This is a genomic window from Luteibacter sp., from assembly GCF_051958795.1.
GTDB lineage: Bacteria > Pseudomonadota > Gammaproteobacteria > Xanthomonadales > Rhodanobacteraceae > Luteibacter.
On record NZ_JBQCFT010000323.1, the window covers coordinates 1 to 19,501 of the forward strand.

The 19,501-nt window shown below is 66.5% G+C and carries 19 protein-coding genes; 6 read left to right on the top strand and 13 right to left on the bottom strand.

Annotated elements, in window-relative coordinates:
* Positions 1-2,613 (top strand): efflux RND transporter permease subunit (locus ACTHLF_RS16665; RefSeq protein WP_440328697.1); only part of this gene is annotated, 2,613 nt, incomplete at its 5' end.
* On the top strand, positions 2,610-3,977 hold the full coding sequence (locus ACTHLF_RS16670; RefSeq protein WP_440328699.1) for an efflux transporter outer membrane subunit: 1,368 nt from the start codon (positions 2,610-2,612) through the stop codon (positions 3,975-3,977). The genes ACTHLF_RS16665 and ACTHLF_RS16670, both read left to right, overlap by 4 nt.
* Here ACTHLF_RS16670 and ACTHLF_RS16675 read toward each other — a convergent pair.
* The 9 genes from ACTHLF_RS16675 to ACTHLF_RS16715 form a co-directional block, all read right to left on the bottom strand.
* Positions 3,974-4,813 carry a hypothetical protein gene (locus ACTHLF_RS16675; protein ID WP_440328701.1) on the bottom strand — a complete coding sequence of 280 codons (840 nt, stop codon included), beginning with the start codon at positions 4,811-4,813 and terminating at the stop codon, positions 3,974-3,976. The genes ACTHLF_RS16670 and ACTHLF_RS16675 overlap by 4 nt on opposite strands.
* Positions 4,813-6,147 carry a lipopolysaccharide biosynthesis protein gene (locus ACTHLF_RS16680; RefSeq protein ID WP_440328702.1) on the bottom strand — a complete coding sequence of 445 codons (1,335 nt, stop codon included), beginning with the start codon at positions 6,145-6,147 and terminating at the stop codon, positions 4,813-4,815. Before ACTHLF_RS16680 ends, ACTHLF_RS16675 begins: the two co-directional genes overlap by 1 nt.
* Positions 6,144-7,337: a serine palmitoyltransferase gene (gene spt / locus ACTHLF_RS16685; protein WP_440328704.1), complete on the bottom strand. Its 1,194-nt coding sequence runs from the start codon at positions 7,335-7,337 to the stop codon at positions 6,144-6,146. Before spt ends, ACTHLF_RS16680 begins: the two co-directional genes overlap by 4 nt.
* Positions 7,334-7,588: an acyl carrier protein gene (locus ACTHLF_RS16690; RefSeq protein ID WP_440328706.1), complete on the bottom strand. Its 255-nt coding sequence runs from the start codon at positions 7,586-7,588 to the stop codon at positions 7,334-7,336. Before ACTHLF_RS16690 ends, spt begins: the two co-directional genes overlap by 4 nt.
* A complete protein-coding gene (locus ACTHLF_RS16695) occupies positions 7,585-8,568 on the bottom strand; it encodes an NAD-dependent epimerase/dehydratase family protein (protein ID WP_440328708.1) in 984 nt (327 codons plus the stop codon). Before ACTHLF_RS16695 ends, ACTHLF_RS16690 begins: the two co-directional genes overlap by 4 nt.
* On the bottom strand, positions 8,565-10,328 hold the full coding sequence (locus ACTHLF_RS16700) for a fatty acyl-AMP ligase (RefSeq protein ID WP_440328710.1): 1,764 nt from the start codon (positions 10,326-10,328) through the stop codon (positions 8,565-8,567). The genes ACTHLF_RS16695 and ACTHLF_RS16700 overlap by 4 nt, the downstream gene beginning before the upstream one ends.
* 182 nt (positions 10,329-10,510) lie before the next feature.
* On the bottom strand, positions 10,511-11,269 hold the full coding sequence (locus ACTHLF_RS16705; protein WP_440328712.1) for an aspartyl/asparaginyl beta-hydroxylase domain-containing protein: 759 nt from the start codon (positions 11,267-11,269) through the stop codon (positions 10,511-10,513).
* Positions 11,266-12,012 (bottom strand): hypothetical protein, encoded by a 747-nt coding sequence (locus tag ACTHLF_RS16710; RefSeq protein WP_440328713.1) that lies wholly within the window; start codon positions 12,010-12,012, stop codon positions 11,266-11,268. The genes ACTHLF_RS16705 and ACTHLF_RS16710 overlap by 4 nt, the downstream gene beginning before the upstream one ends.
* Complete coding sequence (locus ACTHLF_RS16715; protein WP_440328715.1) at positions 12,009-12,725, bottom strand: hypothetical protein; 717 nt, start codon at positions 12,723-12,725, stop codon at positions 12,009-12,011. Before ACTHLF_RS16715 ends, ACTHLF_RS16710 begins: the two co-directional genes overlap by 4 nt.
* Positions 12,726-12,873: 148 nt before the next feature.
* Between ACTHLF_RS16715 and ACTHLF_RS16720 the strand changes: the two genes are divergently transcribed.
* The gene (locus tag ACTHLF_RS16720; protein ID WP_440328716.1) at positions 12,874-13,602 is read left to right on the top strand and encodes a hypothetical protein; all 729 of its coding nucleotides are present in this window, start codon (positions 12,874-12,876) and stop codon (positions 13,600-13,602) included.
* Here ACTHLF_RS16720 and ACTHLF_RS16725 read toward each other — a convergent pair.
* Together ACTHLF_RS16725 and ACTHLF_RS16730 are read right to left on the bottom strand one after the other, a co-directional pair.
* On the bottom strand, positions 13,581-14,012 hold the full coding sequence (locus ACTHLF_RS16725; protein ID WP_440328717.1) for a PIN domain-containing protein: 432 nt from the start codon (positions 14,010-14,012) through the stop codon (positions 13,581-13,583). The genes ACTHLF_RS16720 and ACTHLF_RS16725 overlap by 22 nt on opposite strands.
* Positions 14,012-14,242, bottom strand: a complete 231-nt coding sequence (locus ACTHLF_RS16730) for an AbrB/MazE/SpoVT family DNA-binding domain-containing protein (RefSeq protein WP_440328719.1) — start codon at positions 14,240-14,242, stop codon at positions 14,012-14,014. Before ACTHLF_RS16730 ends, ACTHLF_RS16725 begins: the two co-directional genes overlap by 1 nt.
* Positions 14,243-14,450: 208 nt before the next feature.
* Between ACTHLF_RS16730 and ACTHLF_RS16735 the strand changes: the two genes are divergently transcribed.
* On the top strand, positions 14,451-14,621 hold the full coding sequence (locus ACTHLF_RS16735) for a hypothetical protein (RefSeq protein ID WP_440328721.1): 171 nt from the start codon (positions 14,451-14,453) through the stop codon (positions 14,619-14,621).
* A 74-nt stretch (positions 14,622-14,695) separates the two neighbouring features.
* Here ACTHLF_RS16735 and ACTHLF_RS16740 read toward each other — a convergent pair whose 3' ends face one another.
* The gene (locus ACTHLF_RS16740) at positions 14,696-15,622 is read right to left on the bottom strand and encodes an MASE1 domain-containing protein (RefSeq protein WP_440328723.1); all 927 of its coding nucleotides are present in this window, start codon (positions 15,620-15,622) and stop codon (positions 14,696-14,698) included.
* A gap of 193 nt (positions 15,623-15,815) precedes the next feature.
* Positions 15,816-18,056 carry a catalase/peroxidase HPI gene (gene katG, locus ACTHLF_RS16745; RefSeq protein ID WP_440328724.1) on the bottom strand — a complete coding sequence of 747 codons (2,241 nt, stop codon included), beginning with the start codon at positions 18,054-18,056 and terminating at the stop codon, positions 15,816-15,818.
* Between the two features lie 214 nt (positions 18,057-18,270).
* Here katG and ACTHLF_RS16750 point away from each other — a divergent pair, with 214 nt between their 5' ends.
* Positions 18,271-19,089: an SAM-dependent methyltransferase gene (locus tag ACTHLF_RS16750; protein WP_440328738.1), complete on the top strand. Its 819-nt coding sequence runs from the start codon at positions 18,271-18,273 to the stop codon at positions 19,087-19,089.
* A 63-nt stretch (positions 19,090-19,152) separates the two neighbouring features.
* Positions 19,153-19,467, top strand: coding sequence for a hypothetical protein (locus tag ACTHLF_RS16755; protein WP_440328726.1), 315 nt, complete (start codon positions 19,153-19,155; stop codon positions 19,465-19,467).
* Positions 19,468-19,501: the final 34 nt, after the last annotated feature.

Consider the following 19,501-nt stretch of genomic DNA (forward strand, 5'->3'; position numbering starts at 1 on the left):
CAGGTGGATGGCGTCGGCGATGTCGAGCTCGTCGGTGGCTCCGTGCCGGCGTTCCGCATTGCGCTGGACCCACAGGCGATGGGCCAGCGCGGTGTCGGTTTTGAAGACGTGCGGCGTGCCCTCGCATCCGCGGTATCCAACCAGCCGACAGGCGTGGTGGAAGCCGGCGACCGTGCGCTGCAGGTCGCGACCAACGGCCAGCTCGATTCGGTGCAGGCCTTCCAGTCGCTGGTGGTCGCGCAGCGAGATGGCGCCGTGGTGCGCCTCGGCGACGTGGGCCGCGCGACGGCGGACGTGCGCGATCCTCACACCACCGCGCTGGCCAATGGCGAACCGGCGGTACTCGCGCTCGTGCGGCACAAGCCTGGCTCCAACACCATCTCGGTCATCGATGGCGTGATGCAGCGGTTGCCGGTGCTTCGCGCCTCATTGCCCGGCGACATGCATGTCAGCGTGATCGTCGACCGCGCGACCACCGTGCGCGCATCGCTGCGCGGCGCCGAGCACACGCTGGCCCTGGCCGTGGTGCTCGTCGTCGTGGTGATGCTGCTGTTCCTGCGCGACTGGCGCGCAGCGATCATCGCGAGCGCGGTCGCGCCCATCGCGATGCTCGGTGCCATGATCGTCATGAAGGCGCTGGGCTATAGCCTCGATATTCTTTCCCTGATGGCACTGACCATCGCCGTGGGCTTCGCGGTGGACGATGCCGTGGTGGTCGTCGAGAACATCTCCCGCCACCTCGAGGCCGGGCTGCCGCCCCGTGAAGCGGCGCGCGTGGGTGCCGGCGAGGTGGGACTCACGGTGGTGTCGATGAGCGCGGTGTTGATCGCCGTGTTCATCCCGATGCTGCTCATGGGCGGCTATGTGGGCCTGTTCGTCCGCGAGTTCTCGGTGACCCTGGCCACCGTGATCGCCATTTCGCTGGTGGTGTCGTTGACCGTGGTGCCGATGTGGTGCGCGCAATGGCTGCGCCCCGCCGGCACCGCACGCGCGCATGGCCGCATTTACCAGTGGAGCGAGCGGTCACTGGCGCGCCTGCAGCAGGGCTACGATCGGAGCCTGGTATGGGCACTGCGCCACGCGCCGCTGACCATGCTCTCCTTGCTGGTCGTGCTGTGCCTCAGCGTCGTCCTGTACATGGTGGTACCGAAGGGCTTCTTCCCACGGCAGGATACCGGCGAGCTCACAGGCGATTTCGACGCGGGCGGCAGTACCGCTTTCCCCGTGGCGAAGGCGCGCCTGGCCGAGTTCATCGACATCGTGCGCACGGATCCCGGCGTCGCGTCGGTGGCCGGATACCTTGAGCAGAACGATGGCTCGCTGTTCGTCACGCTGAAGCCGCTCTCGGAGCGCGCGGCCACGGCTGATGAAGTCGCCGCGCGCCTGAACCGGAAGCTCGCGGGGAAGGAGGGCGGCATCTATACCGTCACCTCCGTGCAGAACATCCGTGTCGGCGGCCGCCGCAGCCGATCGTCGAACGAATTTACCCTGCAGGCGGATTCGCCCGAACTGCTGCGCGAATGGACGCCACGGGTGGTGCAGGCAATGCTGGCCCTGCCGCAGCTCACCAACGTGCACGGCAATGCCGGCAACGTGGGCATCGCGACATCGCTCGATGTGGACCGTGGCGTCGCCGCGCAGTTTGGCGTGGGCTACTCGCGGATCGATAGTGTCCTCCGCGATGCCTTCGCCGACCGCCGGGTCACCACCGTGTTCACGCCGACCAGCCAGGTGCCGGTGGTGATGGGCGTGGCGCCGGAGTTCGCGCGATCCGCGCAGGGCCTCGATCGCCTTACGGTTCCCGCACCGGGCGGAAACAGCGTGCCGTTGCTGGCGCTGGGCCATGTGCGGGAGTTCGATGCCCCGCTGGATATCGCGCACTACGGGCAGTCGGTTGCCGCCACCATTTCGTTTGACCGCGTGCCCGGCGTCTCGCTGGCACAAGCCACGCAGCTGATCGAAGGCGCCATGCGCAAGCTCGCCGTGCCGACCTCGGTGCGGGGCAGCTACCAGGGCGCCGCGGGCGCGGCACGGCAGGTGGCCGATAGCGAGCCGGCCCTGATCCTTGGCGCGTTCCTGACCTTGTTCATCGTGCTCGGCATCCTGTACGAAAGCTGCGTGCATCCCATCACGATCCTGAGCACGCTGCCGTCCGCAGCCGTTGGCGCGGTGTTCGCGCTGATCCTCTTCCGCACCGACCTGGATGTGATCGCACTGGTCGGCATCTTCTCGCTCGTGGGCATCGTCATGAAGAACGCGATCATGATGGTGGACTTTGCCCTGGCCGCCGGCCGGGAAGGGCGCCTGACGCCGCTGGAAGCGATCCACGAGGCCTGCCGGCTGCGTTTCCGTCCGATCCTCATGACGTCGCTGGCGGTGATGGTCGCGGCGGTGCCGCTGGCGCTCTCGCGTGGCAATGGTTCGGAGATGCAGCAGCCGCTCGGTATCGCGATGGGCGGCGGCCTCATCCTCAGCCAGGTGTTGACCCTGTACACGACCCCGGTTGTGTACCTTTACCTTGATCGATTCAGCAGGTGGACAAGCCAATGGCTGCACAGCTTCGGGACCCGGCGCGGGGCGGGATACACGACCGGCAAGGGCCCGCTCGCATGAGCGCGCCGTCCGTGAACGCCTTCGTGCGCGCGCTCGCCGCGGCAGGCTTCGTGGTTGGCCTCGCCGCATGCACCGTGGGTCCAGATTATGTCCGCCCGGCGGCGCCCGCGCCCGCGGCGTACAAGGAGGCGCAGGCGCCCGGCGCAACGGCTCCGATGCCTGCGGGCAAATGGTGGTCGATCTACAACGACGCCACGCTCGATGCGCTGGTCTCGCAGGTGCAGGTGAACAACCAGTCGCTCGCCGCCGCCGAGGCGCGCGTGCGCGAAGCCGGGGCACTGGTGAAGGTCGCGGGTGGCCCGGCCTATCCGGCGATCGGCGTGGGCTCGTTCAAGTCCGGCCAGCGCAACGAGAATGACTTCGGCCTGGGCGTGAGCTGGGACATCGACCTGTGGGGCCGCATCCGCCGTGACGTCGAGGCGCACCGCGCGTCCGCGCAGGCCAGCCAGGCCGACCTGGCTGGCGCCACGCTCTCGATGCAGGCACGCGTGGTACAGAGCTATTTCGCGCTGCGCGAGGATGACGCGCTGATCGCGCTCATCGAGCGCGCGGCCGATGTCGGCACCCGCTGGCACACGATGGTGCAGAACCAGTACGCGCAAGGCCAGGCATCCAGTGCCAACGTGGCCGATGCGCTCGTCCGCTCCAGTGCCGCGCAGCTGCAGCTTGCCGATGCAAAGAGCGGCCGCGCGCAGCTCGAGCATGCGATCGCGGTGATGCTGGGCAAGGCGCCCGCCGACTTCGCGATCGCCCCGGTCGCCACGTTCGATGTCGCGGTGCCGGAGATCCCAGCCGGCGTGCCGGCCACGCTGCTGACGCGCCGCCCGGATGTCGTTGCGAGCGAGCGGCGCATGGCCGCCGCCAACGCGCGGGTAGGTGTGGCCAAGGCGCAGACGCTGCCTTCGATCAGCCTGGCCGCGGGCATCGGCGTCCGCCGCGGGCCCACGGGGACCGTGGACGCACATGCGCCCCTGTTCGCCGGTGACCGCCTCGAAGGCGGCGAAGAGAACGCCGGTGCCGCTTACAACGAGGCCGTGGCCAATTACCGGCAGACCGTGCTGGATGCCTACCGCGAGGTGGAAGACGGCCTGGTGGTGACCAGCACGCTGGCCGGGACGGCGCAGCTGCACGCGGATGCCGCGAAGGCGGCGACCGAGGCGGACCGCGTGATGCAGAACCAGTACCGCGAGGGCGTGGCCGATTATCCGGCTGTCGTGGATGCGGCGAATACCGCGCTCAACGCCGTGCGCGGCAACCTCGAGCTGCGCCGCCGCCAGCTCGACGCCAGCGTGAACCTGGTGATTGCCCTTGGCGGTGGCTGGCAGCCCGAGGAAACGCCGAGCGACGCGACCGCTGCCCGCTAAAGCGGGTAGTGGGCGACGAGCGTCTCGAGCCGCGTGCGGGTCTGTGCCGCTAGCGGCGTCGGCGTGCGGTAGTCGCGCCGGCCTGAGAGCTGGTCGGCGACCATCTCGTCGTGGCGCGCACCCATCAGGCCGTTGATCGCCGCCAGGAAGCGCGACATGCGGAACGCGTGCTCGGTCGGCTCGATCGAGCGCAGGGTGTCGTAGTACGACACCTGCATGCTGATGATCTTGCGCACGGTGTGGAACTGATGGCCGGCGAAGCTGGTACGTGCCATGGCCTTCTTCAGGCGGCGGATCTCCGCGCGCTGGTGCGCGAGGAATCCGGCCTCGTTATCCAGTTCCATGTTGATGAGGCCGCGGCGGACCATCCGCCACACCGGGCGCGAAAGCAGGCATTTCAGCTCGAGGCCGCGGCGCACCACCCGGCTGCGCTTGCCGCCACGGAACGCATCCTGCAGGTGGCCCATGATCCGCGTGGTCAGGTCGAAGACGAAGCCCGACCGGTGCCGCTTGCCGTACAGGCGCTGCGCGAAACGCAGGTGCTTGTAGCGTGCGCGGATGTTCTTGTACTGGATACGGTCGTCGGCGCTGAGCCCCTCGTTGCGGAGCAGCTTGTCCACCAGGTGCATCAGCTCCGCGCGGGTGACGCCGTCTTCCCAGAACTGCAGGCACAGCGCGTAGCACCGCTCGATCCATTCATCCGGGCAGGCCAGCACGATGGGGTTGGGCAGGTCGACGTGCGCATCCACGACATCGTCGGTATCGACGGCATCGAACAATCGCCGAAGGGTTTCCTTCGGGAATCGTTGCCAGCGCAAACCACCGATGCCGTTCATCAACTTGCTTCCTCAGGCGCGTAGAACGTGAGCTTATGCCGGTTGCGGTACGCGCCCAGCGTCGGCACCAGTGAGAACAGCGCGTCCAGGCACTGGCCGCCGAAGTAGGCGACCGCGGCGCCCATGATGCCGTACGCATGGCTGAGGCCGATGAGCAGGCCCACGTAGGCCACCGCGGCGAGCGCCTGGGCCACCAGCGCGGCGCGCTGGCGGTTGGCGATGTAGAGCAGGGACTCGAGCGGGAACGCGGCCATGGAGACGACCAGCGCGGCGCACATGACCTGCAACAGGTCGTACGCCTCGATGTACTGCTTGCCGAACACGGCGCCGATCAGCGGCTTGCCGACGCCGATGACCAGCACGGCCACGAGCACGCCCAGGCCGCCGGCGAGCATGCCGGAGCGCAGGCCCAGCTTCCACGGGCGGTCGCTGGCGGGGTCGAGGCGGCGGATCTCGGGGTAGAAGCTCTTCTGCATGAGCGACGCAGGGGTGCCTGCGGCGTCGAAAAAGGTCAGTGCGACCTTGAACAGGCCAGCAGCGGCAGGACCGAGCACGATGCCGACGAGCACGTTGCTGCCGGCGTTGCGCGCCGACCAGATCGAGTGCGCGAAATTGGTGGTCCAGACGAAATCCCAGGCGCCCTTGATCCGGCGTGCCGCGCTGAACAGCTTGGGCCGGAGCGCATCCTGGATATTCTGCCGGCGCAGCTCGCGCACGGCGAACCACCACAGCGCGGCATCGCCGGCCAGGCTGGAGACGTACCAGGTCGCGATGAAGCCGGGGAAGCCGAGATCGCCGAAGTACGCGATGACGCTGCCAACGGCGCGCAGGAACGGCGTGATCGCCTGCTGCACGGCGATCAGGTCGAAACGGTCGATCGAGCGCAGGATGCCGGTGGGCGTCGCCGCGGTCGTCGTGGGGATCAGGGTGCAGTACGCCAGCGCCCACCAGAAATCGCCCGGCGGGATGCCGACCGCGTGGCTGAGGAAGGGCAGCAGGACCATGCCGCCGACGAGCGCGACGGCGCCGCTGGCGAGATCGAGGCCGAACGAGAACCCGACGACGTCACGGAAGCGGCTCAGATCGTTGTGCGCGAGCGCCGGCGTGCCGAACTGGACGATGAACTGCCAGGTCTGGAACTTGGCGATATCGCTGACCGTCTTGCCGTAGGCCTGGACCACCACCAGCACGCCGAACAGCGCCGGGTGCATGGCGCGGCCGGCGCAGGCGAGCGCCAGCAACCCCAGCAATGCGCCGACGACGTTGCTGGAGCCGAGGTAGGTGGCGTTGCGCACGATGGCGCGGAATGCGCCATCGGAAAACCAGTGCTTCATTGGTGACCGGCGTTACGGCCGGGCCAGCTGGCGAACGCGGCGCAGATCGCGTCGATCTGTTCCGGTGTGTGCGCGGCACTGACGCTGCAACGGAGCAGCGATTCATTGCCCGGCGTGGCCGGCGGCACCATGACGTTCACGTACACGCCGTGCTTGAGCAGGTGGTGCCAGAAGCGCAGGGCCTCGATCTTCTCCCCCGCGAGCACGGCGACCACGGCGTTCGCCGGGGCACCCAGGCGGAAGCCCAGCGCGCTGAGACCCGCGTGGAGGCGCGCCGAGTTCTCACGGATCCGCTGGCGCAGGTCTTGGGCCGCCTCGAGCTTGCGCAACGCCATGCGCGTCGCCGCGATCGTGGCCGGCGGCAGCGAGGCGGTGAATACGTAGGGGCGACTCGCGTAACGCAGCACGTCCATCTCTTCGGCGTCGCCCACGCAGAAGCCGCCGGTGTTGCCGAGGCTCTTGCTGAAGGTGCCGACGACGTAATCGATGCCGTCGAGGGTGCCGGTCTCTTCGCAGAGGCCCTGGCCCTTCTCGCCCAGCACGCCCATGGAATGGGCCTCGTCCACGAGCAGCGTGGCGCCGAACTGGTCCTTCACGTCGACGAACTCGCGCAGCGGGGCGCGGTCGCCGAGCATGCTGTACACGCCCTCGATGACGACGACCGCGGTGGCGGCCTCGTCGCCCAGGCGACGCATGCGCTTGGCCAGGTCTTCCGGATCGTTGTGGCGGAAGCGGATGGTGTTCGCGCCGCTCAGGTTGCAGCCGTCGTAGATGCTCGCGTGGCTGTCGGCGTCGATCAGTACCGTATCGCCCGGGCCGGCCAGGGCCGAGATCATGCCCAGGTTGGCCTGGTAGCCGGTGGAGAAAACGATGGCGTCGCGCTTGCCGTAGAAACGCGCCAGGTCGAGCTCCAGCTCACGGTGCGCGGCATAGCTGCCGTTCGCCATGCGCGAGCCCGTGGTGCCCGTACCGGAGCTCTGGAGGGCATCGCGCGCGGCGGCGATGCAATCCGGGTCGAAGGTCAGGCCCAGGTAGTTGTTGGTGCCGGCGAGGATCGTCTGGCGGCCCTGGATCAGGCCTTCCGTCGGCGAGAGGATCTCGTCGATCTGGATACCGAACGGATCGATGCCGAGCGTCGCCAGCTCCTGGCGGACGGCCTGCACCGCCAGGAGGCGGGCGTTCTCTTTCATGCGTGCTTGTCCACGATCTTGCCGATCAGCGTGGCGAACTCGCCCACCGTCTTGATATCGGCCAGCTCGTTGACCGGCACGGAGATGTCGAAGTGATCCTCCACCAGCACGACCAGGTCCATGACCTTCAGCGAGTCGAGGCCCAGGTCGCCGGTGAGGCCGGTCTTTTCGGTGATGTGCGCGGGGGAACGCATATCGGGCAGCTGGGTGATCAGTTCGATCACCTGCGCAACGATGTTCTGGTGGGTCATTCGGGCAATCCGGTCAAAGCGGCAGGAGATTTGCCAAGGGTCTGGGCCAGCCCATCGCGGAAGTTTACGACGGGCCGCCAGCCGGTGGCTTGTACGAAGGCCGTGCTGTCGGAGACCCAGTCGGCGTGCGTGATCTCACGCACCTTGCCGGGGGTCAGCATCGGCGCATAGCCAAAGAGGCGCGCACCCAGGCGGTTCACCTGGGCCACGGTGCGCAGGACGGCGACGGGGATCTTCAGGCGGCGGATGGGCGCGCCCTGGCGCAGCACCTGTGCCGCCGTCCCGAGGACGGTATCCCAGTCGTAGCCACGGGCGTGGCCGTCATCCAGCTCGTAGATGGCACCGCTTTCCGTGCGGGCACCCAGCCAGGCCACCACGGCCGACGCCAGGTCGGCCACGTGGATCATCGAGAACCGGCCATCGCCGGCACCCGGGATCGCGGCGATGCCGCGCTCCATCCCCTGGAACAGCGGGAGCATCTCGCGGTCGCCCGGGCCGTAGACGGCGGGTGGGCGGATCGCCGCCCAGTTGAGCCGGCCGGCACGCTCGGCCAGCGCGCGTTCGCCACGGCGCTTGCTGCCGGCATAGTCGGAGAGCGCGGGCTCGCGCGCGGCAAGCGATGAAATCAGCAGGAAGCGCTGGCACGCCGGCTCGCGCACCGCGGCATCGACGACATGGATCACGCCCTGCTCGTTGACCCGGTCGAAATCAGCCTGGCTCGCACCGCGGACGCTGCCCGCGCAATGGACCATGGCCACCGCGCCGCGCATGAGTTCAGCGAGCGCGTCCTGGTCGTCGAGATCGCCAGCGATCCATTTGAGGCCATCGGCGCAAGGCATGGTCCGGCCGCGGCGGGGGCGGTACAGCGCGCGGACGCGGTAGCCCGCCTTGACCAGGTGCTCACTCAACGCGGCGCCAATGAAACCCGTGGCACCGGTCAATGCGATGACCGGCGTGCCGTCGTCGAGCGCTTCGTTCATCGCGAACCTGCGACCCGAAGGACCTGCTCCTGTGCCTGCCGTTCCAGGTAACCCTTGCGGGTGGCCGAGCGCGAAAGCTTGCCGGACGAAGTGCGCGGCAACGTGTGGCGCGGCACCAGCTCGATAAGGCAATCGACGCCCAGTTCTTCCAGCAGTTCGCGGCGGATGCGCTGGACCAGCGCGACGCGGACAGCGGTGTCATCGGTGTTGCACTGAACGACCACGACAGCGATCTCGGCGCCGGTCGGGCCTGGCACGCTGAATGCGGAGGCATCCTGCGAGCGAAGCTCGGGCTGGCGCTCGACGATGCGCTCGATCTCCTGCGGCCAGATGTTGCGACCGTTGACGATGATCATGTCCTTGTGGCGGCCCGTGATCACGACTTCGCCATCGACCAGGTAGCCGATGTCGCCCGTGTCGAGCCAGCCATCGGCACCAAGCACGTCGCCGCTCAGTTCGGGCTGCTGGTAGTAGCCCGACATGACGCTCGGGCCACGGACGAGGATCTTGCCGACGTGACGATCGGCCAGCGAGTGGCCGGCATCGTCGCGGATCTCGAGCTCGTGCTCCGGCAGCACCGGCCCACAGCGGACGAACGGCGTGCCCTGGCCCTCGGCCACCGGCGTCGCGCGCAGGTGGTCGGAAAGGTCGGTCGGGTCGATCCAGTCGACGACCATGCCACCGCGCAGCGGCGCAAAGCTCACGGCCAGCGCGGCTTCGGCCATGCCATACGACGGCACGAATGCCTTCGCATCGAACCCTGCCGGTGCGAGCAGCTCGGCGAACTTCAGCGCCACGTCCGGGTGGATCGGCTCGGCGCCGATACCGGCGATGCGCCAGTGCGAGAGGTCGTACGAAGCGATGTCGCCGGGACGCACGCGGCGCGCGCACATGTCGTAGCCGAAGGGGGGGCTGTAGGCGATCGTCGCCTTCGACTCGCTCATGAGTTCCAGCCAACGACGCGGACGCATCGCGAATTCGCGCGTGTCCAGGTAATCGATGGAGCGCTGGCCGCCCATGACGGTCAGCAGGCAGCCGACCAGGCCCATGTCGTGATAGAAGGGCAGCCACGAGACGAAGCGGTCGTCCTCGCGCAGCACCAGGCCATGGTTGATCGAGCCGCGCAGGTTGGCGAGCAACGCGCGCTCGGTGATCACCGCCGCCTTGGGCGTGCCGGTGCTACCCGAAGTGAACTGGAGGTACGCCACTTCATCCGGGCCGATCGGCTCGAGCGTCGCACCGGCCACGGGCAGCGCGTCGAACGCCGACGGCTCGCCCCACATGACCACGTTCGTATCGCGTACGGCTTCACCCAGGAAGCCCTGAAACGTCTCGGACGCCACGGCGAGTGCCGCGTCGGATGCCTGCAGCATGCCGCGAAGCTTCAGCACGAAGGCGTCATGGCCGCCAAGGTTCACGGCCGACGGCACGGCCACGGGCACCAGGCCGGCGTACTGGCACGCGAAGAAGAAGCGAAGGAAGTCGGCGTTGGTTTCCGCAACGATGGCCACGCGAGCGCCACGCGGCAGCTCGAGCGAGGCCAGGCGCTGCGCAAGCTCGATCGCCTGCGTTCGCAACGTAGCATAAGGGAGCGCCGTGACCAGCTTGCCACCCGCATAGAAGTTCGCGCCGGTCGTGCCGGTCGCCGCATAGTCCAGCACCTCCGCCAAACTGGCGAAGTCGCCCGGGCGCAGGGGCACCGAGTTGATGGTGGGCGTAGCCGCCACTATGCGAGTAGGAAGATTTCCGTCAGCGCTCATTATTTCTACCGCTATTTGACGCAGGCTTCGCGTCAGTTGGGGACAGCACCGGATGGTTGCAAGGCCATTACTGAACCTAATGGTACCCTAATTGGCGGCTATGTTAAGAATTTACTCAGATTTTCGTAAGTCCCTATACGCCTTTCTTGTAAGTATTGTGTGAATTCGGACGCGATTGCCGCCTAGTTCCGGGCGTGGTCCTTGTTCCACTTCGCCATGTTCCGGATCGGCTGCCGAACATAGGGGCTGATGCTGATTAGCCAGAAAATCAATCGGTTAAAGGCGGTGCCCAGCCGGTCGGAGGGGCGGTCGATGTCGATGAACAGCACCGCGCGGAGCTCGTCGGTGTCATTGTGAACTTCGTGTTCAAAACTGTCGTCGAAAAGTACGACCTTGCCTTCACGCCAGTGAAGGATCTGGTCGTCGACCCGGATCCACACGTTTTCCCAGTCCTGGGGCACCCGCAGGCCCAGGTGGGCGCGGATGACGGCCTTGGTCGGACCCTTGTGCGCTGCGATGCGGTAGCGGGGCTGCAGGATCGAGAACATGGCGCTGCGCATGCCCGGCAGGGCATCCAGGGCGGCCGCCGTGCGGGGGCAGACCGCGCAGTTCTCGTCCACGCGCTTGCCGTAAACGTAGAAGCCGAAGGTCTTCCAGTTATCGCCCTTCGAGATCCGCTTCTGGTCGGGGGAGATCTGGTGGAACGCCGGGATGTCCTCCGGATGCTTGAGCAGGTGGTCGAGCTCCTGGCGGATATCGGGCCAGGCGGCCTCGAGCCGGGGCACCCAGTCGAACGTGTCGTTCGGCAGCACCGGGGTGGTGGCGACCAGCGAGTGCTTCGCCTGGAAGCGGCCGCTCCAGCGCAGGAAGCGCTTGCCGGAGCGGATGAGCAGCCGGCGCCACAGCGGCGCCTGCGGAGCGTTCGAAAGAGTGGTGTTCACGATGCCTCGGCTGGCAGGTTGGATGGCAGGGCGGGCACCACGGCCGCGACGGCGCGCAGGGCCCGTGCCAGTACATCGGGGTACGGCGCGCGAGTATCCAGATCGAACAGCGGCGCACCGTTGTATTGCAGGCGCGCCATCACCGCGATCTTGTCGCTTAGCTCCGAGCGGCTGTGGTCGGGCTTGCGCGCGTAGGCCGTCGCCACGTCGATATCCAGCTTGATCACCAGTATCGGCCGGTAACGTGCCATGCGCTTGTACAAACGCTGCTCGCGCGCGGCCAGCTTCCGCACGAGCCAGTGTTCACTGCGCTCCATGCCGAGGCCCGGGCCGTCATACCGGAAGCCGCTCACTTCCGCCTGCGGGAAGCGGTCGGTGATGACCAGCGTGCCGCTTTCGGCGAGCCGGCAAACCTTGCGCAGTTGTCCCTCGCGCCATACGGAAAGGGCGTACATGATGAGCGCGCCCCAGACGCCGGGCGGCTTGTTCTTCATGTCCTGTGCGTGCGCGGCCTTGGCGGCCAGGCGCTTCTCGAGGCGCGGGCCGATCAGCGGGAGTTCCTTGATCTTCGCCCCGCTCTCGCCGGAGATGAGGCCGAGGTAACGGCGCTCGGTCGGCACGTGCTTGCCCAGGATGCGCAGCAGGTCGTGGGTAAGCGTGGACTTGCCGGTGCCATCGCAACCGACCACGGCGATCAGGCCGGGAATGGGCGGGAGCGGGGCGTCATCGCGTTCGTGGGTCATGGCTGCAGGCTCCCTTGCGCCGCACGCACGGCACGCAGCGATTCGTCGAGGACGAAGCCGGGGTTGTCACGACCATCGAGATCCACGATGTGCTCGCAGTTGAAGTTGAGGAGGGGGAGGTTCGCGATCTTGGCGCGCAGCGACGACAGCTTGTGGTCGGGCTTGCGGGCGTGCGCCGTGGCTTCATCCACGTTGAGGCGGATCACCAGCATGGGCACGCCCGTGGCCATCCACGCGTACAGCTTCTGCTCGCGTGCGCGCAGCCAGCGCACCCACCATGAGCCACCCTGGGTCTTCGCCAGTTCGGCACCATCGAAAAGAAAACCGGGGATCTCGGCCTGCGGATAGCGGTCGGTGACCACCAGGGTCCCGCTACGGCAGACGCGCAGCATGCGCCGGTATTTATGGGCCCGCCAGCGCGAGAGCAGGTAGATCGCGAGCGCCGTCACGCCGCCGGGCGCCTGCTTCGGCCGGTCGTGGACCCGGTCGGACTTCCGGGTCAGGTAACGGCCCAGGGGGCCGCCGATGACCGGCAGTTCGCGGATCCATTCACCGATGCGCCCCGACGACGGGCCGAGGTACAGCTGTTCGACCGGGCCCTGCTCACGCAGGCGCGCCACGAGTGAATCAGCCAGTGTGGATTTGCCCGATCCGTCGCAGCCGGTTAGGGCAACGACCCGCAGGCGTTGAGGGGAATCAGGGTGTTCGGACACGGAGGGCCCACCGGGCAGGGCGTTGCAGACAATGCCTTTTATGGTATTCCCGCCCCGTCATGCACGTCTACGTTGCCCTTTCCCGGGCCCCTTGCCGGCCGTGCACTGCTATCCTTTTCGACGCTCACCCTCCAGGAAACGACACCGCATGCCCGCCCAGCCTGACACCATGGCTCCCCTGATCGCCATCATCGGTACCGATGGCTCGGGCAAATCGACGGTATGCGATCACGTGGCCAGCTGGATCACCCGCTATGGCCCCGCGGGCCGTGTGCACCTTGGCAAGCAGTCGGGCAACATCGCCCGCGCCATGGCGCGCTGGCCGCTCATCGGGCCGATGCTCGATCGCGCGATCAAGCGCAAGGTCGATGGCGTGAACGATCGTATCAAGGAAGACAAGCAGCCGACGCTGTTCCCCGCACTGGTGATTACCGGCTTCACGTTGCGTCGCAAGCTTCGCTTCAAGCGCATGCTCGCGTTGCGCCACCAGGGCCTGATCGTCGTCACCGATCGCTTCCCCCAGGTGGAAATTCCCGGTGCCTACGATGGCCCGGGTTTCCCCGATACAACGAAGGGCTCTGGCCTCGTCGTGCGCCTGGCGCGCTACGAGCACTCGGTGTTCGAGTGGATGGCGAGCCACAAGCCGGATCTCGTGTTGCGGCTGAACGTCGATCTGGATGTGGCCTGTGCGCGCAAACCGGATCACCGCCGCGACGCCCTTGCGCGCAAGATCGCGGTGACTCCGTTGCTGCGCTATAGCGGTGCGCCGATCGTGGAGATCGATGCCAACCAGCCGCTTGAAACCGTGATTGCCAACGTCGAAGCGGCTGTCGCCGCGACCATGGCGGCGAAGGGTTACACGCCCGCAGGCGGATAAGTCGCAGGCTTGCGAAACGGATTCACCACGGTGACGGTGTGTTCGATCACCAGGCCGTCATGCATGTCTTCCGACCAGACGACGGCCGCGCCGGTATCGATGGCGGCGGCGACGATGTTGGCATCGTAGAACGACAACTGGTGTCGTCGCGCAAGGCGGCGCGCGCTGTCGTGGATTTCCGTCGTCAGCGGCACGACGGAACAGAAATGTCGTACGTCGGCGAGGAAGATAGCGATGTCGTCCCACGACATCGCCGCCTTCTTTCGACAGACGTTGGTGACCTCGTTAAGCACCTGCACGCTGATGGCCGGCCTGCGCGACAGCAGCTCCAGCGCGATGGCCTGTTTCTTTGCATCGGGCGAGAGCAGGTACAGGACGACGTTACTGTCGAGGAAGTTGAGCCCTTCCATCAGCGCTCGTTGGCGTCATCGCGATCGAAACGAAAATCGGCAGGCAGCTTGTTGCCCATGGCACGCAGGCGCTGCAGTACTTCTTCATCGCGCGGGCCGCGCTCGACGGCGAATTCGCGGGTTCCTTTTGCATAAAGCACGACGTCATCTCCCTCTTTCAAACCCAATGCCTCCACGACGGCCGCCGGCAGGCGAATGCCCAGGCTGTTGCCCCACTTCGATACGCGCATCGTACTCTCCAGGGATATACAGTCAATATAAGTATATCCTCAAGGCGCGGGGGTACGTGAGAACGGCTGTAAACGTTCTCGTGAACGTTGCCAACACGATGTGCCCGGTGTGCCGAATACGCTCATCCCAAGCCGCCGGGATGCTGCGCTTTCTGTGTAAGTCGGGCGCTACGCTAGGGTCTCCAACCACCACAGCAGGAGATCCACCATGCGTACCCTCGTCCGTTCGGCCGTTGTCGTTGCCGCTATCGCCCTGTCGTTCGCTGCTGGCAGCGCTGCCGCCGTATCCGCCCCTGTCACTTCAGGCGATCACGCCCGGGTACAGGTCGTCCCCGTGAACTGCAAGAACCCCGCCGAGTGCAGCGTCAAGTTCAACTGATCGGCGCGACACTCAACGCAACACTTTTGACACTGCACGGAATGCTTCAACGATGACGGGTGCGCACCCTGGCATCACCGCCTCACGCGTGTGAGCGGTGATGCCAGCGTGGCGCGGACGGGCAGTCTGGAGCCCATCAGCAGCGTTCCGGAGATACACAACGCCAGCACCGCCTGGCAGCGGATCATTTCCGGCTCGAGCAGCGTTGCCCCCGTCACGGCCAGGGCAACACTGGCGGCCATGCCCGCGAGCGCGGTGCCATGCCAGCCGTGGCGTATGGCTGCGGCGAAGATGGGCAGGATCAGGGCCAGGCGAGCGGCCTGGCGGAGACCATCCTGGGAGGCAGCCATGGCCACCCACGCCAGTCCGGCGCAGATGGGAAGGATCCAGGCGAGCAGGTCACGCGATAACGGGCTTTTCCATACCAGCGACACGCTGAAGCGGGGAACGGCGGTCACGCGTTCGTGGATCGCCAGCACCGTGGGCGTCAGGGTCAGGGCGCCCAGGTACGCACCGAGGAGATACGCCCAGAAATAGTCATTGATCGAGATGCTCGGCCAGGCACCCGGGTTCGAGAGCAGGGCGGCTTCCAGTTCCATCGTGGTGGAAATAGCGGTGACGACCGCGCATCCCAGGGTCGCCGCGAGCAGCACGCCTGCCCGGAGCGCTCCATCCGAGGTGCGTAGCGGCCAGCGCTGCCGCAGCGGACGTACGACGGGTATCCACAGGAGCACCATGGGGACAGCGGCCGCGAGGGCCCATGCGCCGCCAAATGCCGACACGTTAAGCAGGGCATTTTCGAACGACGGCAGCGCCTCGCCCAGGATCAGGGCTGGCCAGTACCGGATAGGCAGGAGGAAAAGGCACGCGAGCCGGAGGCCTGCGGTGAGCATCCAGTGCGAAATGGTCAGGTACCGCGCGAACTCGTACACCGCCGCATAAGCGGCAGCGAGTGCGAATAGTTGTACCCAGGTGACCCTGTGAGCCGTGCTTCCGTTCACGTCTACTCCCCATGAGTGTCGGTATTTGCCAAGCGTGCCATGAACCCGCTCGGAAAATCCTGCGCGATTGCGATCCGTACCTCAGTTCTGAAAAAGGTTGCCGAATCTGCGTCTAGGCTAACGCATCCAGGGGCCGTCCGGATGTGAAAGGCCACCCGGCTCGCGCCGGGTGGCCCCTGGGTGTCACAACGGCTTAGCGGCGTTTCAGGTCATAGCGGTCGAGGTCCATCACCTTCGCCCATGCGGCGACGAAATCCCTGGCGAACTTCTTGCCCGAGTCGTCCTGGGCATAGACCTCGGCCAGGGCGCGCAGCACCGAGTTGGAGCCGAATACCAGGTCGACGCGGCTGGCGGTCCAGCGCGCCTTTCCGCCATTGCGCTCGCTACCGGTGAACTCATGGCGGGCAGGCGAGGTTGGCTTCCACTCGTATTTCATGTCGAGCAGGTGGCGGAAGAAGTCATTCGTCAGCTGGCCGGGGCGGTCGGTCAGGACGCCCGTGCTGCCGCCATCGAAGTTCGCGCCGAGCACGCGCATGCCGCCGACCAGTGCCGTCATCTCGGGCGCCGTGAGCGTCAGCAGCTGGGCCTTGTCGATCAGCAGGGCTTCGGCCGGGACCCGGTAGTGGCCCTTCACGAAGTTGCGGAACCCATCGGCGATCGGCTCCATCGACTCGAATGAGGCGATGTCGGTCTGCTCCTGCGATGCATCGGTGCGACCGGGCGAGAACGGTACGGTCACGTCGTGGCCCGCATCTTTCGCGGCTTTTTCGATGGCGGCGCCGCCGGCAAGGACGATCAGGTCCGCGAGCGAAATCTTCGCGCTCGCTTCCTTGCGGATGCCTTCCAGCTTCTCGAGCACCCGGGCCAGCTGGGCCGGGTTGTTCACCCGCCACTCCTTCTGCGGGGACAGGCGTACGCGCGCACCGTTGGCGCCGCCACGCTTGTCACCGCCGCGGAACGTGGACGCGGAGGCCCAGGCGGTCGATACCAGTTCGGCCACGGAAAGGCCGGAGGCCAGCACCTTTTCCTTGAGCGCCTTCAGTTCGGCCTCGCTCGCGGGGGCGTGGTCGGCCTTGGGCAGGGGATCCTGCCAGATGAGTTCTTCCTTCGGCACTTCCGGGCCGAGGTAACGCGATAGCGGGCCCATGTCGCGATGGGTCAGCTTGAACCAGGCGCGGGCAAAGGCGTCGGCGAACTGGTCGGGGTTCTCGAGGAAGCGCCGCGAGATCTTCTCGTAGGCCGGGTCCATGCGCAGCGACAGATCGGTCGTCAGCATGGTCGGGAGCTGCTTCTTGCTCTGGTCGAAGGCCAGCGGGATCGACGCTTCCGCGCCCTTCGCAACCCACTGGTTGGCGCCGGCCGGGCTCTTGGTGAGCTCCCACTCGAACCCGAACAGGTTCTCGAAGAACAGGTTGCTCCACTTCGTCGGCGTCTGCGTCCAGGTGACCTCCAGGCCGCTGGTGATCGCATCGGCGCCCACGCCGCTCCCCAGTTCATTGCGCCAGCCCAGACCCTGCTGCTCCAGATAGCCGGCTTCCGGCTCGGCCAGCACGTTCTTGGCATCGCCGGCGCCGTGGGTCTTGCCGAACGAATGGCCGCCCGCGATGAGCGCGACGGTCTCTTCATCGTTCATGGCCATGCGGCCGAAGGTTTCGCGGATGTCATGCGCGGCAGCCACCGGGTCCGGGTTGCCCTCCGGGCCTTCCGGGTTCACGTAGATGAGGCCCATCTGCACGGCACCCAGCGGGTTCTCGAGGTTGCGCCCACCTTCGGTCCGGTCCTCCTCCTTGCCGTGGAGGTGCGGGTCGGCGACGAGCACGCCATCGTCCTTCGGGGTGACCTTGCCGTAGCGGTTATCGCCGCCCAGCCACTCGGTCTCCGCGCCCCAGTACACGTCGTGGTCGGGTTCCCAGGTGTCCTCGCGGCCGCCGGCAAAGCCGAAGGTCTTGAAGCCCATGCTCTCGAGCGCGACGTTGCCGGTCAGGATCAACAGGTCCGCCCAGGAGATCTTGTTGCCGTACTTCTGCTTGATCGGCCACAGCAGGCGGCGCGCCTTGTCCAGGCTGACGTTATCGGGCCAGCTGTTGAGTGGCGCGAAGCGTTGCTGGCCACGGCCACCGCCGCCACGGCCATCGCCGATGCGATAGGTGCCGGCGCTGTGCCAGGCCATGCGGATGAACAGGCCGCCGTAGTGGCCGAAGTCCGCCGGCCACCATGGCTGCGAGTCGGTCATCAGCGCCTCGAGGTCCTTCTTCAGCGCGGCATAGTCCAGCGACTTGAAGGCCTCGGCGTAATTGAAGTCGTCGCCCAGGGGATTGGACCGCGACGAATGCTGGTTGAGCAGGTCGACCCGTAGCCGGTCGGGCCACCAGTCGTCATTGGTCTGGCCGCCGCCCGCGGCATGGTTGAACGGGCACTTCGATTCACTCGACATCGCGTTTCTCCACTGGGGGTTGGCTTCGGAGACGCAGGCCCGCCGGCGTCCCGTGACTAACGCAATAACTCGATCATAGGCCTGTGGATGAACATTGCAGAAATTGATTGATCTTATGATGACAAGAGGCTGCGTCTATCGCACCGCGGCCAGATACCTACGCAAATGGCCTATGTGGCTCTGGCCGGATTTGCCCTACGATCCGCGGATGCATATGCCAACCACACGCGCTTCGAAAACCGGCAGTCTCGCCCTGGTAGGCATGGGCATGACGCTGGGTTCCCACCTGACTCCGATTTCCAGAAGCTACATCGAACAGGCCGATGTCGTGTTTGCCGCCATGTCGGATCACCTGGTCGAGGAATGGCTCACGCGTATGAATCCCGACGTGCGTAGCCTGCAAGGCAACTATGCCGAAGGGAAGTCGAGGATGGTGACTTACCAGGAATGGCTGGACCTGATCATGGCGGAAGTCCGGATGGGCAAGCGGGTGTGCGCGGTGTTCTATGGCCACCCGGGCATCTTCGCCTGGACGCCCCACAAGGCGATCGAAACAGCGCGCGCCGAGGGCTTCGAGGCCCATATGGAGGCGGGCGTATCGTCCGAGGATTGCCTGTACGCCGACCTTGGCATCGACCCTGGGCGCTATGGCTGTCAGCATTTCGAGGCCAGCCAGTTTCTCCTGTACGACCGGCAGCTCGACACGGCTGGCTACGTCGTCCTATGGCAGGTTGCACTGGTGGGAGACACCACGATGGCGCGCCTCGATAACACAGGGGCGGCCTACCGACAGGTCCTCGTTGACCGGCTGGGTCGTGATTATCCCCTCGACCACGAAATAACGATCTACCGGTGCGCCACACTGCCGATCGATCCGCCGCGCATGGAGCGGGTGGCGTTGCGCGACCTCCCGCGGGTCGACATGACGGTGGCGGAGACGGTCGTGTTGCCACCGGCCCGTAAGATGGTGCCGGTCCCCGACGTCTGGGCGCGCCTCAGGGCGCTGGACACTGCAACAGAGTCCGTCACGTAACCGTGACATAATGCACGGAACGCAAAGGGGGCAGGGGGCCTTCCGCGTTTCAGGGGTATACGTATGTCGGACTCTATTGACCTGCTCGAAGCCGTGGGCCGCGACGCGTCGCTGCGCCGCCTGCCGCCCGATGAACTCGCGAGGCGCCTGAAAGCCGCGGGCGCGACGGAAGTGCTCGCAAGCGCCGCCGCGCAACGGGACAGCACACTGCTCGGCCAGGAATTTGGCATCCGGGTGATGGGCAAGCCGAACCATGGCAATGGCGGTTATACCGATGAGCCGGCACCGCTGCACGTTCCCACGCCGGTCGATGATGAGGAAGAGAGTGAGGCCGACGATGAGCCGCAGAGTTTCTCCCATCCCGCCGGCGTCCACTGACGTTGCCTGCGTGAAGCCACGGCGCTGGCATCAC

Excerpts from the sequence above, each read along its gene's own strand:
- ACTHLF_RS16670 (WP_440328699.1), top strand. The coding sequence starts at position 2,610 with ATGAGCGCGCCGTCCGTGAACGCCTTCGTGCGCGCGCTCGCCGCGGCA.
- ACTHLF_RS16675 (WP_440328701.1), bottom strand. The coding sequence starts at position 4,813 with ATGAACGGCATCGGTGGTTTGCGCTGGCAACGATTCCCGAAGGAAACC.
- ACTHLF_RS16680 (WP_440328702.1), bottom strand. The coding sequence starts at position 6,147 with ATGAAGCACTGGTTTTCCGATGGCGCATTCCGCGCCATCGTGCGCAAC.
- spt (WP_440328704.1), bottom strand. The coding sequence starts at position 7,337 with ATGAAAGAGAACGCCCGCCTCCTGGCGGTGCAGGCCGTCCGCCAGGAG.
- ACTHLF_RS16690 (WP_440328706.1), bottom strand. The coding sequence starts at position 7,588 with ATGACCCACCAGAACATCGTTGCGCAGGTGATCGAACTGATCACCCAG.
- ACTHLF_RS16695 (WP_440328708.1), bottom strand. The coding sequence starts at position 8,568 with ATGAACGAAGCGCTCGACGACGGCACGCCGGTCATCGCATTGACCGGT.
- ACTHLF_RS16700 (WP_440328710.1), bottom strand. The coding sequence starts at position 10,328 with ATGAGCGCTGACGGAAATCTTCCTACTCGCATAGTGGCGGCTACGCCC.
- ACTHLF_RS16710 (WP_440328713.1), bottom strand. The coding sequence starts at position 12,012 with ATGACCCACGAACGCGATGACGCCCCGCTCCCGCCCATTCCCGGCCTG.
- ACTHLF_RS16720 (WP_440328716.1), top strand. The coding sequence starts at position 12,874 with ATGCCCGCCCAGCCTGACACCATGGCTCCCCTGATCGCCATCATCGGT.
- ACTHLF_RS16725 (WP_440328717.1), bottom strand. The coding sequence starts at position 14,012 with ATGGAAGGGCTCAACTTCCTCGACAGTAACGTCGTCCTGTACCTGCTC.
- ACTHLF_RS16730 (WP_440328719.1), bottom strand. The coding sequence starts at position 14,242 with ATGCGCGTATCGAAGTGGGGCAACAGCCTGGGCATTCGCCTGCCGGCG.
- ACTHLF_RS16735 (WP_440328721.1), top strand. The coding sequence starts at position 14,451 with ATGCGTACCCTCGTCCGTTCGGCCGTTGTCGTTGCCGCTATCGCCCTG.
- katG (WP_440328724.1), bottom strand. The coding sequence starts at position 18,056 with ATGTCGAGTGAATCGAAGTGCCCGTTCAACCATGCCGCGGGCGGCGGC.
- ACTHLF_RS16750 (WP_440328738.1), top strand. The coding sequence starts at position 18,271 with ATGCCAACCACACGCGCTTCGAAAACCGGCAGTCTCGCCCTGGTAGGC.
- ACTHLF_RS16755 (WP_440328726.1), top strand. The coding sequence starts at position 19,153 with ATGTCGGACTCTATTGACCTGCTCGAAGCCGTGGGCCGCGACGCGTCG.